The sequence below is a fragment of the Pseudomonas sp. GM50 genome, assembly GCF_000282375.1.
Classification (GTDB): Bacteria; Pseudomonadota; Gammaproteobacteria; order Pseudomonadales; family Pseudomonadaceae; genus Aquipseudomonas.
Genome location: NZ_AKJK01000040.1, coordinates 178,686 through 193,443 on the forward strand (window position 1 = coordinate 178,686; position 14,758 = coordinate 193,443).

The following is a 14,758-nucleotide window of genomic DNA, read 5'->3' on the forward strand; positions in this document are numbered from 1 at the left end:
ATTCCAGTTGGTTATGCAAAGCATGAAAAATATGAATTTGAGTTATTTAATGTAACCCCCTAGGATCGACCTCACAAGCCAAAGGGTTATTGAAACTTTCAAAATCCGGGGCATAGAAACAAGCTGATGAGGAACCGTCTGATGGCCGGCAAAACGCTCTACGACAAGCTCTGGGATTCGCATTTGGTCAAGCAGCGCGACGATGGCTCGGCGCTGATCTATATCGATCGTCACATCATCCACGAAGTGACTTCGCCGCAAGCCTTCGAAGGCCTGCGTCTGGCCGGGCGCAAGCCTTGGCGCATCGATGCCAATATCGCGACCCCGGACCACAACGTTCCGACTACTCCGGAGCGCAAGGGCGGCATCGAAGCGATTGTCGACCAGGTCTCGCGTTTGCAGGTTCAGACCCTCGACGATAACTGCGACGAATACGGCATCGTCGAATTCAAGATGAATGATGTCCGCCAAGGCATCGTCCACGTCATCGGCCCGGAGCAGGGCGCAACCTTGCCGGGCATGACCGTGGTTTGCGGCGACTCCCATACCTCGACCCACGGCGCGTTCGGTGCCTTGGCTCACGGTATCGGCACTTCCGAGGTCGAGCACGTGCTCGCCACGCAGTGCCTGGTCGCGAAAAAGATGAAAAACATGCTGGTATCGGTCGAAGGTCAATTGCCGTTCGGCGTGACCGCCAAGGACATCGTCCTCGCCGTGATCGGCAAAATCGGCACCGCCGGCGGTAACGGCCATGCCATCGAATTCGCCGGTAGCGCGATTCGCGATCTGTCGGTCGAAGGCCGCATGACTATCTGCAACATGTCCATCGAGGCCGGCGCTCGCGTTGGCCTGGTGGCGGCTGACGAAAAAACCGTGGCTTACGTGAAGGGCCGTCCATTTGCTCCGAAAGGCGCGGAATGGGATTTGGCTGTCGAGGCCTGGAAAGACCTGGTTTCCGACGCGGATGCCAAGTTCGACACCATCGTCGAGCTCGATGCCACTCAGATCAAGCCGCAAGTCAGCTGGGGCACCTCGCCCGAGATGGTATTGGCGGTGGATCAGAACGTTCCCGATCCTGCGAAGGAAATGGACCTGGTCAAGCGTGGCTCCATCGAACGCGCCTTGAAATACATGGGTTTGACCGCCAATCAGGCGATCACCGACATTCAGCTGGACCGCGTATTCATTGGCTCCTGCACCAACTCGCGGATCGAAGACCTGCGCGCCGCTGCCGTGATCGCCAAGGGCCGCAAAGTGGCTTCGACCATCAAGCAGGCCATCGTGGTGCCGGGCTCGGGGCTGGTGAAGGCTCAGGCTGAATCCGAAGGCCTGGACAAGATTTTCCTCGAAGCCGGTTTTGAATGGCGCGAGCCGGGTTGCTCGATGTGCCTGGCGATGAACCCGGACCGTTTGGAGTCGGGCGAGCATTGCGCGTCGACCTCCAACCGTAACTTCGAAGGCCGTCAGGGCGCCGGTGGCCGTACGCACCTCGTCAGCCCGGCCATGGCCGCCGCCGCCGCTGTGAACGGTCGTTTCGTCGACGTCCGTGAATTGATCTAAAGGAGCGCAGCATGAAAGCTTTTACCCAGCACACTGGTCTTGTCGCGCCTTTGGATCGTGCCAACGTCGACACCGACCAGATCATCCCGAAGCAGTTCTTGAAGTCGATCAAGCGCACCGGTTTCGGCCCGAACCTGTTCGATGAGTGGCGTTACCTGGATGTCGGGCAGCCGTATCAGGACAACTCCAAGCGCCCGTTGAACAAGGACTTCGTCCTCAATGCCGAGCGTTATCAAGGCGCCAGTGTGTTGCTGGCCCGCGAAAACTTCGGTTGCGGCTCCAGCCGCGAGCACGCGCCGTGGGCGCTGGAAGAGTACGGTTTCCGCAGCATCATCGCGCCGAGCTATGCCGACATCTTCTTCAACAACAGCTTCAAGAACGGCTTGCTGCCGATCATCCTGAGCGACGCTGAGGTTGATGAACTGTTCCAGCAGGTTGAGGCGACTCCGGGCTATCAGTTGCAGGTTGATCTGCAGGCTCAGACCGTGACCCGTCCGGATGGCAAGGTGTTGAGCTTTGAGATTGACGCGTTCCGCAAGCACTGCCTGCTCAATGGCCTGGACGACATCGGCCTGACCTTGCAGGACCACGAGGCGATTGCCACGTTTGAAGCCAAACACCGCGCGAGCCAGCCGTGGTTGTTTCGCGACGCGTGATTTTGCGTAAGGCTTGCCCGCGAAGAGGCCCGTACAGACACCACAGACTCATTCCCAAAAGGAAGTCCCGATGACCAGCACCGCCCAGCACAGTCAGGTCGTACAAAAGCAATTCGGTGAACAGGCCTCGGCCTACCTGAGCAGCGCCGTACACGCTCAAGGCACTGAGTTCGCGCTGCTACAGGCTGAACTGGCGGGGCAGGGTGATGCTCGCGTGCTCGACCTCGGTTGCGGCGCCGGTCATGTGAGTTTTCATGTGGCTTCGCTGGTCAAGGAAGTGGTGGCTTATGACTTGTCCCAGCAGATGCTCGACGTGGTGGCCGCGGCTGCCGTCGATCGCGGCTTGAGCAATGTGTCCACCGTGCTCGGTGCCGCCGAGCGCCTGCCGTTCGCCGATGGCGAGTTCGATTTCGTTTTCAGCCGCTATTCGGCGCACCATTGGAGCGACCTCGGGCTGGCCCTGCGCGAAGTTCGTCGGGTGCTGAAGCCGGGCGGCGTGGCGGCGTTCATCGATGTGTTGTCACCAGGCAGCCCGTTGTTCGACACTTACCTGCAAAGCGTCGAAGTGCTGCGCGACACCAGCCACGTGCGCGATTATTCTGCTGGCGAGTGGCTGCGTCAGGTCAGCGAAGCGGGGTTGCATACCCGCAGCACCACGCGCCAACGGCTGCGCCTTGAATATACGTCCTGGGTCGAGCGCATGCGTACGCCACAAGTGATGCGCGCGGCAATCCGCGAGTTGCAGCAATCGATGGGCAGTGAAGTTCGCGAATATTTTGAGATTGAGGCCGATGGTTCGTTCAGTACAGATGTACTCGTGCTGATGGCTGAACGATAAGCGCCAAGACTTTTTCCGGGTGCGCCCGCGGGCGTACCGACTGATGACATGAGGAAAGCATGAGCAAGCAGATTCTGATTCTCCCGGGTGACGGTATTGGCCCGGAAATCATGGCCGAAGCGGTCAAGGTGCTGGAGCTGGCGAACGACAAGTACAGCCTGGGCTTCGAACTGAGCCATGACGTGATCGGTGGCGCTGCCATCGACAAGCACGGCGTGCCGCTGGCCGACGAAACCCTAGCCCGTGCCCGTGCCGCCGATGCGGTATTGCTGGGCGCCGTGGGCGGTCCGAAATGGGACACCATCGAACGTGACATCCGCCCTGAGCGCGGCCTGCTGAAAATCCGTGCGCAACTGGGCCTGTTCGGCAACCTGCGTCCGGCAATCCTGTATCCGCAATTGGCCGAGGCTTCCAGCCTGAAGGCGGAAATCGTGGCGGGCCTGGACATCCTGATCGTCCGTGAGTTGACCGGCGGCATCTACTTCGGCGCGCCACGTGGCGTGCGCGAGCTGGAAAACGGCGAGCGTCAGGCTTACGACACTCTGCCGTACAGCGAAACTGAAATCCGCCGTATCGCCCGTGTCGGTTTCGACATGGCCCGCGTACGCGGCAAGAAGCTGTGCTCGGTGGACAAGGCCAACGTGCTGGCGTCCAGCCAACTGTGGCGTGAAGTCGTCGAACAAGTGGCCAAGGACTACCCGGACGTCGAACTGAGCCACATGTACGTCGATAACGCCGCCATGCAACTGGTGCGAGCACCGAAGCAGTTCGACGTGATCGTCACCGACAACCTGTTCGGCGACATTCTTTCCGACGAAGCGTCGATGCTCACCGGCTCCATCGGCATGCTGCCGTCGGCGTCGCTGGATGCCAACAACAAAGGCATGTACGAGCCGTGCCACGGTTCGGCGCCGGACATCGCTGGCAAGGGCATTGCCAACCCGTTGGCGACCATTTTGTCGGTGTCGATGATGCTGCGTTACAGCTTCAATCTGCAGGATGCGGCCGATGCTATCGAGAAGGCCGTGAGCCTGGTATTGGATCAGGGCCTGCGCACGGGCGACATCTGGTCGGCCGGTTGCACCAAGGTCGGTACGCAGGAAATGGGCGATGCAGTAGTCGCCGCGCTGCGGAATCTGTAATCTCTTTGGCCCGCTGCAACTTTCAACCATGAAAGCAGCGGCCCACTTTTAAGAAGGTGTAGTTGCGATGAAACGTGTAGGTCTGATCGGTTGGCGCGGTATGGTCGGTTCCGTGCTCATGCAGCGGATGCTGGAAGAGCAGGATTTCGATCTTATTGAGCCGGTGTTTTTCACCACTTCCAATGTCGGTGGCCAAGGCCCGTCCGTGGGCAAGGACATTGCTCCGCTCAAGGACGCTTACAGCATTGAAGAGCTGAAAACCCTCGACGTGATTCTGACCTGCCAGGGTGGCGACTACACCAGCGAAGTCTTCCCGAAGCTGCGCGAAGCCGGCTGGCAGGGTTACTGGATCGACGCCGCTTCCAGCCTGCGCATGCAGGATGACGCGGTGATCGTGCTGGACCCGGTGAACCGCAAGGTCATCGACCAGCAGCTCGACGCGGGCACCAAGAACTACATTGGCGGCAACTGCACCGTCAGCCTGATGCTGATGGGCCTGGGTGGCCTGTTTGAAGCCGGTCTGGTCGAGTGGATGAGCGCCATGACCTATCAGGCGGCCTCCGGTGGCGGTGCGCAGCACATGCGTGAACTGATCAAGCAAATGGGTGTGACCCACACCGCTGTCGCCGATCAACTGGCCGACCCGGCCAGCGCCATCCTCGACATCGACCGCCGTGTTGCCGAAGCCATGCGCAGCGACGCGTACCCGACCGAAAACTTCGGCGTACCGCTGGCTGGCAGCCTGATCCCGTGGATCGACAAGGAACTGCCGAACGGTCAGAGCCGCGAAGAGTGGAAGGCCCAGGCCGAGACCAACAAGATCCTCGGTCGCTTCAAGAGCCCGATCCCGGTGGACGGCATCTGCGTGCGCGTCGGCGCCATGCGTTGCCACAGCCAGGCGCTGACCATCAAGCTGAACAAAGACGTGCCGATCGCCGACATCGAAGGGCTGATCAGCCAGCACAACCCTTGGGTCAAACTGGTGCCGAACAACCGCGAGATCAGCATGCAGGAGCTGAGCCCTACAAAGGTTACCGGTACCCTGAACGTGCCGGTTGGCCGTCTGCGCAAGCTGAACATGGGTTCGCAGTTCGTTGGTGCCTTCACCGTTGGCGACCAACTGCTGTGGGGCGCGGCCGAACCGCTGCGTCGCATGCTGCGGATTCTGCTTGAACGTTGATCTGTTGAAGTAATGAAGAGCCCGCGCCTTGAAAGAGGTGCGGGTTTTTTTTTGGAGTTGTGCCGTCTGTCAGGGCCTCTTCGCGGGCAAGCCTCGCTCCTACAGGACCGAGTCGATGATGGGTTCGACACTCACCTTGTAGGAGCGAGGCTTGCCCGCGAAGAGGCCGGTACACCCATCACAAATCCCCTGTCGAATTGCCTCACTGCCAACCACCCGGTAAAGTGCCGCTCCCCCCGTTTCGCCAGAGGTAGAACCATGAGCCAGTCCTTTGATATTGCCGTGATCGGCGCCACCGGTACTGTCGGCGAAACACTCGTCCAGATTCTCGAAGAGCGGGACTTTCCGGTCGGTAACCTGCACCTGCTGGCGAGCAGTGAGTCGGCCGGTCATTCGGTGCCGTTTCGCGGCAAGAACGTGCGGGTGCGGGAAGTCGATGAGTTCGATTTCAGCAAAGTCCAGTTGGTGTTCTTTGCCGCCGGTCCGGCGGTGACCCTCAGTTTCGCTCCGCGTGCCACGGCCGCCGGTTGCTCGCTGATCGACCTGTCCGGCGCCTTGCCGGCCGATCAGGCGCCGCAAGTGGTGCCTGAGGCTAACGCTGAAATTCTGGCCAGCCTGAAAAAGCCCTTCCAGGTCAGCAGCCCAAGCCCTTCGGCTGCGACGCTGGCGGTGGTGCTGGCGCCGTTGCTCGGTTTGCTCGACCTGCAACGCATCAGCTTGACGGCGTGTCTGGCGGTTTCTGCCCAAGGCCGCGAAGCGGTCAGCGAGCTGGCCCGGCAAACCGCCGAGCTGCTCAATGTGCGCCCGCTGGAGCCAGCGTTTTTCGATCGGCAGATGGCGTTCAACCTGCTGGCGCAAGTCGGTACACCTGATGCTCAAGGTCATACGCTGCTGGAAAAACGCCTGGTGCGCGAGCTGCGTCAGGTCATGGCGCTACCTTCATTAAAGATTTCCGTCACTTGCATTCAAGCTCCGGTGTTTTTTGGCGATAGCTTTAGCGTGACCTTGCAGTCGTCGAGCGCTGTCGACCTGGCGAAAGTCAACGCGGCTCTGGAGGCGGCGCCCGGTATCGAACTGGTCGAGGCGGGCGATTACCCGACCCCGGTAGGCGATGCGGTAGGGCAGGACGTGGTTTACGTTGGTCGGGTTCGTAGCGGGATCGACGACCCGGCGGAACTAAATGTGTGGCTGACGTCAGATAACGTACGCAAAGGCGCCGCGCTCAATGCTGTGCAGGTGGCTGAATTGTTGATAAAAGACCTGCTGTAAAAGATACTTGGCAACAATTTATCGAATGATTCCCGTCGAGCGTCATGCTTGGCTGGAATGCTTAAGGTGAGCCACCCCGCAGGGCTTCCCATTGCATGAATGAAATGATCGCGCGCGACGACCTTCGCCGCCGCGCGCAATGCCTTACGGCAGCGGCAATCAACACCTTCTCGCTGGCCGAGGAATGTTCAAACAAAGGAAGAGGTTATGGTTCAAGTTCGCAAACTGGTGTTAGCAATAGCGGCCGCCTCGGCGCTGTCCTCCGGTATGGCGCATGCCCTCGGGCTCGGGGAATTGACCCTGAAATCGACGCTGAACCAGCCTCTGGTAGCAGAAATCGAGTTGCTCGACGTCAAGGACCTTACGGCTGCCGAAGTGGTGCCGAGCTTGGCCTCGCCCGACGATTTCGCCAAGGCCGGTGTCGATCGTCAGGCGTTTCTCAATGACCTGACCTTCACCCCAGTGCTTAACGCCAGCGGCAAAAGCATCTTGCGCGTCACGTCCAGCAAACCGCTGTCCGAACCGATGGTGAAATTCCTGGTTCAGGTGATGTGGCCCAACGGTCGTTTGCTGCGCGATTACAGCGTGCTGCTCGATCCATCCAAGTTTTCGCCGCAGACCGCCGATGCTGCCGCACAACCGGCGCCAGCCCAAACAGTGACCGCACCGGTCACTGGCGCGACCAAATCGTCGCAATACACCACCACGCCGCGCGATACCCTGTGGGAAATCGCCGCGAAGGCGCGTAATGGCGGTTCGATTCAGCAGACCATGCTGGCCATCCAGGCGCTGAATCCGGATGCGTTCATCGACGGCAACATCAATCGACTGAAAACCGGTCATGTGCTGCGCCTGCCTGATCAGGTGCAGAGCACCAACCTGCCACAACCCAAGGCCATCGCTGAAGTCGCCGCGCAGAACACCGCTTGGCGTCAGGGTCGTCGCTACGTGGCGAAACCGGGAACCGGTCAGCAGCAACTCGACGCCACCAAACGCGCTCGCGGTGAAGGTGCTTCGTCGCAAGCCGCCACAGACAAACTGAGCCTGGTCTCTGCCGATACCGGCAAGGGTGGCAAAGGTGCCGCTGGTGATGCGAAAGCGTTGAGCAACAAACTGGCCGTCACCCAGGAAAGCCTCGACACTACTCGTCGTGACAACGCTGAACTGAAAAGCCGCATGAGCGATCTGCAAAGCCAGCTGGACAAGCTGCAACGCCTGATCGAACTGAAGAACAACCAATTGGCCAAGTTGCAGGCTGAAGGCGGCGCGGACGCACCGACGGCGGCTACGACCGCTCCGGCGATGTCGGCTGAGCTGACAGCCGGTCCTGCGGCAACGCCTGCGGACGCGGTCCCGGCCCCTGCGCCAGAGGCTGCCGCACCGGAAGCCGTTCCAGCGCCAGCCGTCGAGCCAGCGCCTGCGACATCCGACGATCAGAAGTTCAACGAGCTGCTGACCAACCCGATCCTGCTGGGTCTGGTGGGTGGCGGTGCGGTGGTTCTGCTGCTCTTGCTGCTGTTGCTGGCCCGTCGCCGCAAAGCCCAGCAAGAGGCCGAGAAGCATCTGCGCATGGCTCGTGCCTTGGCGGAGGAGCAAGAGTTTTCCGCCGACCAGGACCTGCCGGAAAGCAGCTTCGAAGGTCTGGAGGTTCCGCCGCCGAGCGTGAAGCTTGCAACCGCACCAACGCCTGCGCCAGCACCGGCCCCGGTGATTACTCCAGTTGTGGTAACGCCGCCGATCGCTGCGCCACTGGTGTCGCCTGCCGCCGAGCGTTCCGATCGTTCCGACGACGTACTGGCTCAGGCACAGTCGCACATTGCAGGCGGTCGTCTGAATCAGGCCGCCGCATTGTTGGAAGATGCGATCAAACAAGAGCCGCAACGCAGTGACCTGCGCTTGAAGCTGATGGAAGTGTACGGTCAGCAGGGCGACCGCGATGCGTTCGTCGCCCAGGAGCGTCAACTGGTGGCCAACGGCGATAACTTCGCCCGGGTTGAAGAATTGAAAAGCCGCTTCCCGGCCATGGCTGTTGTGGCGGCCAGCGGTCTGGCTGCCGCCGCCATCGCCGCAGAGCTGGACGCGCAATACGTCAAGGACCTGCTGCTGGACGAGCCGCAAGCCCCGGAGCCGGCATTGTCCGACTTTGATAGCGCCTTCGATCTGAGCCTGGACGATCTGGAGGCGGTTACTCCGATCGCGCCAGTTGTCGCTGCGGAGCCAGAGCCAGCACCAGAGTCAACACCAGCACCAGAGTCAACACCAGCACCAGAAGCTCTGGCTGAGCTGGATGAATTCCCGCTGGACGACGATCTGAGCTTTGAGTCGGTGTTGCAGCAGCAGACTGAAATCAAGGAAAACCTCGACGATCTGTCGGACTTCGACCTGGACATGGATCTGGGCGGCGACGCCTCGCCGGCAACCCTGGCCGAAGATGACTTCCTGCTGAGTCTGGATGAGGATCTCAAGGACTTGCCTGCCACCGAAGCGCCAACCGTGACCGAGGCGGTGCTCGACGACCTGGAGTTACCTGCGGATTTCGACCTGTCACTGGCCGATGAAATGGACGCCGCCCCGGATCAGCTTGGCGCTTTCGAAAGCGATCAGCCTGACGCCTTCGAAAGCGAACTCAACGACGTCAACGCCGAGCTGGATCGTCTGTCCCAGAGTTTAGGTGAGCCTAGCTTCACCGCCGAAGACGCGTTGGCTACCGCGGCTGATGAGCCGGACTTCGATTTCCTCTCCGGCACCGACGAAGTCGCCACCAAACTCGACCTGGCCCAGGCCTATATCGACATGGGCGACAACGACGGCGCTCGGGACATCCTCAATGAGGTGGTAACCGAGGGTGATGCGGGGCAGAAGAGCGAAGCCAAGGAAATGCTCTCGCGTCTGGCGTGAGTCATCGGTGCGTAAACAAAACGGCAGCCCATCGAGGCTGCCGTTTTTGTTTGGGCGGTGATGCGATGGCGTCTGTTGGATCGCCTTCGCGGGCAAGCCTCGCTCCTACATTGATCGGGGTTATTCGCGTTATTTGCGCCTGGCACCCATTCCTCTGTAGGAGCGAGGCTTGCCCGCGAAGAGGCCGACACATTCAACCCAACTGTCGGCAGTTATACCGCCATCGCGAGCAGGCTTGCTCCCACATTTGATCGGGGATGTCCGCATCGTTTGTGTCTGCCACCCATTCCCCTGTGGGAGCGAGCCTGCTCGCGATGAGGGCATCCCGTTCAACATCAAGGCCGACATTGCGCCGGTCGGGCAGGGCGCGAAGATCACGCGGCTCTGGCATCCCGGTCCGGCGGCCTTATAATGCCTGCCTTTGCGCAGATCAGCAGGCTGTCACCCCTTGGCAAATATAGATAATCCGGCCGCCGAAATGGCAGCCGACGGCTTTTTCCGGATCGCGTTGGGCGTTGAATACAAAGGTTCGCGTTATCGCGGCTGGCAGCGTCAGGCCTCCGGTGTGCTCACGGTGCAGGAAACCCTCGAAAAGGCCTTGTCCAAAGTCGCCGACTCACCCGTGTCGCTGCTCTGCGCCGGGCGCACTGATGCCGGTGTGCATGCCTGCGGTCAGGTGGTGCATTTCGATACCCAGGTCGAGCGTTCAATGAAGGCCTGGGTCATGGGCGCCAATATCAACTTGCCCCATGACGTCAGCGTCAGTTGGGCCAAAGTCATGCCGGCGCATTTTCATGCGCGGTTCAAGGCCATCGCCCGGCGCTATCGCTATGTGATCTACAACGATCAGATCCGTCCGGCGCACCTGAACGATGAAATTACCTGGAACCACCGCCCGCTGGACGTCGAGCGCATGGCCGAGGCTGCCCAGTATCTGGTCGGCACCCACGACTTCAGTGCATTTCGCGCCGGTCAGTGCCAGGCCAAGTCGCCGATCAAGGAGCTGCATCACCTGCGCGTCACGCGCCATGGCAAAATGATCGTGCTGGATATCCGCGCCAGCGCGTTCCTGCATCACATGGTGCGCAACATCGCCGGGGTTCTGATGACCATCGGCGCCGGCGAGCGTCCCGTGGAATGGATGAAGGAAGTCCTGGAAAGTCGTATCCGTCGTTCCGGCGGGGTGACGGCCCATCCGTTTGGCCTGTACCTGGTTCAGGTCGAGTACCGCGACGAGTTCGAACTCCCCGAGCGTTACATCGGCCCACACTTCCTCACCGGTTTCTCGGAACTTGACGGCTGACGCCCTCGAACGCTTTTGTTACCATCCGGGACTTTCCCGGATTTGTCCTGAGGTTCTATCGACATGTCAGCCGTTCGCAGCAAAATTTGTGGGATTACCCGCATAGAGGATGCGTTGGCGGCGGTTGAGGCCGGGGCTGATGCCATCGGATTTGTGTTCTACGCCAAAAGCCCGCGGGCCGTGACGTTTCAGCAGGCGAGGGCAATCATCAAGGCCTTGCCGCCGTTCGTGACCACCGTGGGTTTGTTCGTCAATGCCAGTCGCTGCGAGTTGGGGGAAATCCTCGACGCCGTGCCGCTGGACCTGTTGCAGTTCCATGGCGACGAAACCGCGGCCGACTGCGAAGGCTGGCATCGGCCATACATCAAGGCGTTGCGGGTCAAGGCCGGTGATGACATCGCCGCAGCTTGCGATGCCTACGCCAGTGCCAGCGGGATCCTGCTCGACACTTACGTCGAAGGCGTTCCCGGCGGAACCGGTGAAGCGTTCGACTGGTCTCTGATACCGCAAGGCCTGAGCAAGCCGATCATCCTGGCTGGCGGTTTGACACCGGACAACGTCGCCGAGGCGATTGCCCGGGTTCGGCCTTACGCGGTGGACGTCAGCGGTGGAGTAGAGGCGAGCAAGGGCATCAAGGATCACGCAAAGATTCAGGCATTCATCAAAGCTGTACGCAGGAGCCTGTAGGAGCTGTCGAGTGAAACGAGGCTGCGATCTTTTGATCCGGATGTTGATGTGACGGCTGGCAGACTGCCGCCGTCCACTGCTCTGTACAAAAGAGGTGCACCTGCACACAGCAGGCACGGCTGAGGATTGATGGGTTGTACGCAGGTCACGTCTCGCTGACCCGGCCACCCGATCAATCATCGCCACACATATGAATTTAGCTCAAGGGCATACGCGGGGCTGCGAACCAGAGCGTTCGGGCCGCCGGTACTGGAGAAAGAAAGCATGAGCAACTGGTTAGTAGACAAACTGATCCCTTCGATCATGCGTTCCGAGGTCAAGAAGAGCTCGGTGCCTGAAGGTCTGTGGCACAAATGCCCGTCTTGCGAGGCGGTGCTGTATCGTCCGGAGCTGGAAAAGACCCTGGACGTTTGCCCCAAGTGCAACCACCACATGCGTATCGGCGCTCGCGCGCGCATCGACATCTTCCTCGACGCTGACGGCCGTGCCGAACTGGGCGCGGACCTGGAGCCGGTTGACCGTCTGAAATTCCGCGACGGCAAGAAGTACAAGGATCGCCTCACCGCTGCGCAAAAGCAGACCGGCGAAAAAGATGCACTGATCTCCATGAGCGGCACCTTGCTGGGCATGCCGGTCGTGGTATCGGCCTTCGAATTCTCCTTCATGGGTGGTTCGATGGGCGCCATCGTCGGTGAGCGCTTCGTGCGCGCCGCCAATTACGCCCTGGAAAACCGTTGCCCGATGATCTGCTTCGCCGCTTCCGGTGGTGCGCGGATGCAGGAAGCGCTGATCTCCCTGATGCAAATGGCCAAGACCTCCGCGGTGCTGGCGCGTCTGCGTGAAGAAGGCATTCCGTTCATCTCGGTACTGACCGACCCGGTCTACGGCGGCGTTTCCGCCAGTCTGGCGATGCTCGGCGACGTAATCGTCGGTGAGCCGAAAGCCCTGATCGGGTTCGCCGGTCCGCGCGTTATCGAACAAACCGTTCGCGAAAAACTGCCGGAAGGCTTCCAGCGCAGTGAGTTCCTGCTGGAACACGGTGCGATCGACATGATCATTCACCGTCAGGAACTGCGTCCGCGTCTGGGTAACCTGCTGGCACAAATGATGGGTCTGCCGACACCAAAATTCGTCGCCGCGCCGATCGAGCCGATCGTGGTTCCGCCGGTGCCTGCCAACATATGACCCAACGCACCCTTGGCGAGTGGCTCGCCTACCTTGAACAGTTGCATCCTTCGGCCATCGACATGGGGCTGGAGCGTTCGCAGCAGGTAGCGTCCCGCATGGGACTGGGCAAGCCGGCGCCTCGGGTGATCACGGTCACCGGCACCAACGGCAAGGGTTCTACCTGCGCGTTCGTGGCTTCGTTGCTGCGGGCGCAGTGCCTGAACGTGGGTGTCTACAATTCTCCGCACCTGCTGCGTTACAACGAGCGGGTGCAGGTCAATGGCGTCGAAGCCACTGACGCCCAGCTGTGCGAAGCCTTCGCAGCGGTCGAGGCCGGTCGTGGCGACACTTCCCTGACGTACTTCGAGATGGGCACCCTGGCGGCGTTCTGGCTGTTTCAACAGGCAGGGCTTGATGCGGTGGTGCTGGAAGTCGGCCTGGGTGGTCGTCTGGACACGGTCAACGTGGTCGACGCGGACATGGCGCTGGTCACCAGCATCGGCGTCGATCACGCGGATTATCTGGGGGATACCCGTGAGTCCGTGGCTTACGAAAAAGCCGGTATTTTCCGCCAGGGCGCGCCTGCGCTCTGTGGCGATCTGAATCCCCCTCAACCTCTGCTGGATAAAGCGCGCGAGCTCAATTGCCCGTTTTTCCTGCGTGGGCGCGATTTTGACCTGGGTATCACCGATCACAACTGGCAATGGCGCGGCATTGATGCTCAAGGGCGTGCAGTCGAGTTGCATGATCTGCCATTGCTCGATCTGCCGATGGAGAACGCCGCACTGGCATTGCAAGCTTACCTGCTGCTCGGTTTGCCTTGGGTGGATGCACAGATTATTGAAGCCCTGAAAGCGACACGCGTGGTCGGTCGTCTCGATCGCCGTCAGTTCGACTGGCAGGGCAAGCGTCTGAATGTGTTGCTGGACGTGGGGCACAATCCTCATGCGGCAGAATACCTGGCCCGTCGTCTGGCCAGTCGGCCGCCGGCAGGCAAGCGTCTGGCGGTGTTCGGGTTGTTGGCGGACAAGGATCTGGATGGTGTTGTCGGTGAATTGAATGCTAGTGTCCAGCATTGGGCAGTCGCCCCGCTGGATTCACCGAGGGCGCGGCCCGTCGAGCAGTTGCACGCGGCGTTGCAGAACCTTGGTGCCTCGGTAACGTCCTATGACAGCGTGGCCGCCGCCCTGGAAGGGCAGTGCGCGCAGGCGACGAGCGACGATGAAATTCTGTTGTTCGGATCATTTTATTGTGTCGCCGAGGCCCTTGAATGGCTGGCCCGGCGCTCCACGGAGGAAGCGGCAAATGGCTTTGCTGGATAAGGCGTACAAGCAACGCATGGTCGGTGCCCTGGTGTTGGTGGCGTTGGCGGTGATTTTCCTGCCAATGCTGTTTTCCCGTCAGGACGAACAGCGCCAGGTGAGTGTTGACGCACCGGCTGCACCGCAAGCACCGGCTGTGCCGCAAGTGCAGATCGAGCCGGTGGTGGTGCCTGAACCGCAGGCGTTGCCGCAGGAGCCTGTGCCAAGCGATGAGGAAATTGCCGCGCAGCAAGCGCCTTCGACGCCGATTGCGCCAAGTGCGCCCGTAGCGCCAGCGCCGCCCGCCAAGCCGGTCGCACCGCCTCCGGCACCCGTCGCCAAGCCTGCGCCAGCACCTGCCCAGCCAATCGCTGCTGCACCGACCAAGCCGGCTGCCACCCCAAGCCGCGTCGATGCCAATGGCCTGTCTGTCAGCTGGTCCGTGCAACTGGCCAGCCTGTCGAGCCGTGAGAGTGCTGAAAGCCTGCAGAAAACCCTTCGCAGCCAAGGCTATAACGCCTATATCCGCTCCGCCGATGGCAAGAATCGGGTATTCGTCGGGCCGCTGATCGAGCGTGCGGAAGCCGATCGTTTGCGTGACTTGTTGAGTCGCCAGCAGAATCTCAAAGGTTTTGTGGTGCGTTTCCAGCCTGAGCGCGGTTAAAGCTATCGCCCCGATTTTAAAAGCACTGACAATCTCAGCTTACCGATAGCCATGGGCTCTGCTAAAATGCGCCGCCTTATCTGTCTGTAGGCT

General features: G+C 60.7%; 12 protein-coding genes. All 12 read left to right on the plus strand.

Annotation, left to right across the window (positions count from 1 at the left end; all coding sequences use genetic code 11):
- The first annotated feature begins 141 nt into the window (after positions 1–141).
- The 12 genes from leuC to PMI30_RS23110 all read left to right on the plus strand — a co-directional run bounded on the left by leuC (position 142) and on the right by PMI30_RS23110 (position 14,665).
- Entirely contained in the window at positions 142–1,560 is a 1,419-nt protein-coding gene (gene leuC / locus PMI30_RS23165; RefSeq protein ID WP_008007198.1) for a 3-isopropylmalate dehydratase large subunit, read from the plus strand.
- A gap of 11 nt (positions 1,561–1,571) precedes the next feature.
- Positions 1,572–2,216, plus strand: a complete 645-nt coding sequence (gene leuD, locus PMI30_RS23160) for a 3-isopropylmalate dehydratase small subunit (protein WP_007905962.1) — start codon at positions 1,572–1,574, stop codon at positions 2,214–2,216.
- 70 nt (positions 2,217–2,286) lie between these two features.
- Entirely contained in the window at positions 2,287–3,054 is a 768-nt protein-coding gene (locus PMI30_RS23155) for a class I SAM-dependent methyltransferase (RefSeq protein ID WP_008007201.1), read from the plus strand.
- Positions 3,055–3,113: 59 nt separating this feature from the next.
- Entirely contained in the window at positions 3,114–4,196 is a 1,083-nt protein-coding gene (gene leuB, locus PMI30_RS23150) for a 3-isopropylmalate dehydrogenase (RefSeq protein ID WP_008007203.1), read from the plus strand.
- A 67-nt stretch (positions 4,197–4,263) separates the two neighbouring features.
- Positions 4,264–5,376 (plus strand): aspartate-semialdehyde dehydrogenase, encoded by a 1,113-nt coding sequence (gene asd / locus PMI30_RS23145; RefSeq protein ID WP_008007205.1) that lies wholly within the window; start codon positions 4,264–4,266, stop codon positions 5,374–5,376.
- 258 nt (positions 5,377–5,634) lie between these two features.
- Positions 5,635–6,645: an aspartate-semialdehyde dehydrogenase gene (locus PMI30_RS23140; protein ID WP_008007207.1), complete on the plus strand. Its 1,011-nt coding sequence runs from the start codon at positions 5,635–5,637 to the stop codon at positions 6,643–6,645.
- 207 nt (positions 6,646–6,852) lie between these two features.
- On the plus strand, positions 6,853–9,543 hold the full coding sequence (locus tag PMI30_RS23135) for a FimV/HubP family polar landmark protein (protein WP_008007210.1): 2,691 nt from the start codon (positions 6,853–6,855) through the stop codon (positions 9,541–9,543).
- Between the two features lie 478 nt (positions 9,544–10,021).
- Entirely contained in the window at positions 10,022–10,846 is an 825-nt protein-coding gene (gene truA, locus PMI30_RS23130; protein WP_032835007.1) for a tRNA pseudouridine(38-40) synthase TruA, read from the plus strand.
- A 63-nt stretch (positions 10,847–10,909) separates the two neighbouring features.
- Positions 10,910–11,533 (plus strand): phosphoribosylanthranilate isomerase, encoded by a 624-nt coding sequence (locus PMI30_RS23125; RefSeq protein ID WP_008007215.1) that lies wholly within the window; start codon positions 10,910–10,912, stop codon positions 11,531–11,533.
- 264 nt (positions 11,534–11,797) lie between these two features.
- Positions 11,798–12,718 (plus strand): acetyl-CoA carboxylase, carboxyltransferase subunit beta, encoded by a 921-nt coding sequence (gene accD, locus PMI30_RS23120; protein ID WP_007905946.1) that lies wholly within the window; start codon positions 11,798–11,800, stop codon positions 12,716–12,718.
- The gene (gene folC / locus PMI30_RS23115) at positions 12,715–14,022 is read left to right on the plus strand and encodes a bifunctional tetrahydrofolate synthase/dihydrofolate synthase (protein ID WP_008007217.1); all 1,308 of its coding nucleotides are present in this window, start codon (positions 12,715–12,717) and stop codon (positions 14,020–14,022) included. The genes accD and folC overlap by 4 nt, the downstream gene beginning before the upstream one ends.
- On the plus strand, positions 14,006–14,665 hold the full coding sequence (locus PMI30_RS23110) for an SPOR domain-containing protein (RefSeq protein ID WP_008007219.1): 660 nt from the start codon (positions 14,006–14,008) through the stop codon (positions 14,663–14,665). The genes folC and PMI30_RS23110 overlap by 17 nt, the downstream gene beginning before the upstream one ends.
- Positions 14,666–14,758: the final 93 nt, after the last annotated feature.

Bases quoted from the DNA above. Each gene is read 5' to 3' on its own strand.
- leuC (WP_008007198.1), top strand. From the start codon at position 142: ATGGCCGGCAAAACGCTCTACGACAAGCTCTGGGATTCGCATTTGGTC.
- leuD (WP_007905962.1), top strand. From the start codon at position 1,572: ATGAAAGCTTTTACCCAGCACACTGGTCTTGTCGCGCCTTTGGATCGT.
- PMI30_RS23155 (WP_008007201.1), top strand. From the start codon at position 2,287: ATGACCAGCACCGCCCAGCACAGTCAGGTCGTACAAAAGCAATTCGGT.
- leuB (WP_008007203.1), top strand. From the start codon at position 3,114: ATGAGCAAGCAGATTCTGATTCTCCCGGGTGACGGTATTGGCCCGGAA.
- asd (WP_008007205.1), top strand. From the start codon at position 4,264: ATGAAACGTGTAGGTCTGATCGGTTGGCGCGGTATGGTCGGTTCCGTG.
- PMI30_RS23140 (WP_008007207.1), top strand. From the start codon at position 5,635: ATGAGCCAGTCCTTTGATATTGCCGTGATCGGCGCCACCGGTACTGTC.
- PMI30_RS23135 (WP_008007210.1), top strand. From the start codon at position 6,853: ATGGTTCAAGTTCGCAAACTGGTGTTAGCAATAGCGGCCGCCTCGGCG.
- truA (WP_032835007.1), top strand. From the start codon at position 10,022: ATGGCAGCCGACGGCTTTTTCCGGATCGCGTTGGGCGTTGAATACAAA.
- PMI30_RS23125 (WP_008007215.1), top strand. From the start codon at position 10,910: ATGTCAGCCGTTCGCAGCAAAATTTGTGGGATTACCCGCATAGAGGAT.
- accD (WP_007905946.1), top strand. From the start codon at position 11,798: ATGAGCAACTGGTTAGTAGACAAACTGATCCCTTCGATCATGCGTTCC.
- folC (WP_008007217.1), top strand. From the start codon at position 12,715: ATGACCCAACGCACCCTTGGCGAGTGGCTCGCCTACCTTGAACAGTTG.
- PMI30_RS23110 (WP_008007219.1), top strand. From the start codon at position 14,006: ATGGCTTTGCTGGATAAGGCGTACAAGCAACGCATGGTCGGTGCCCTG.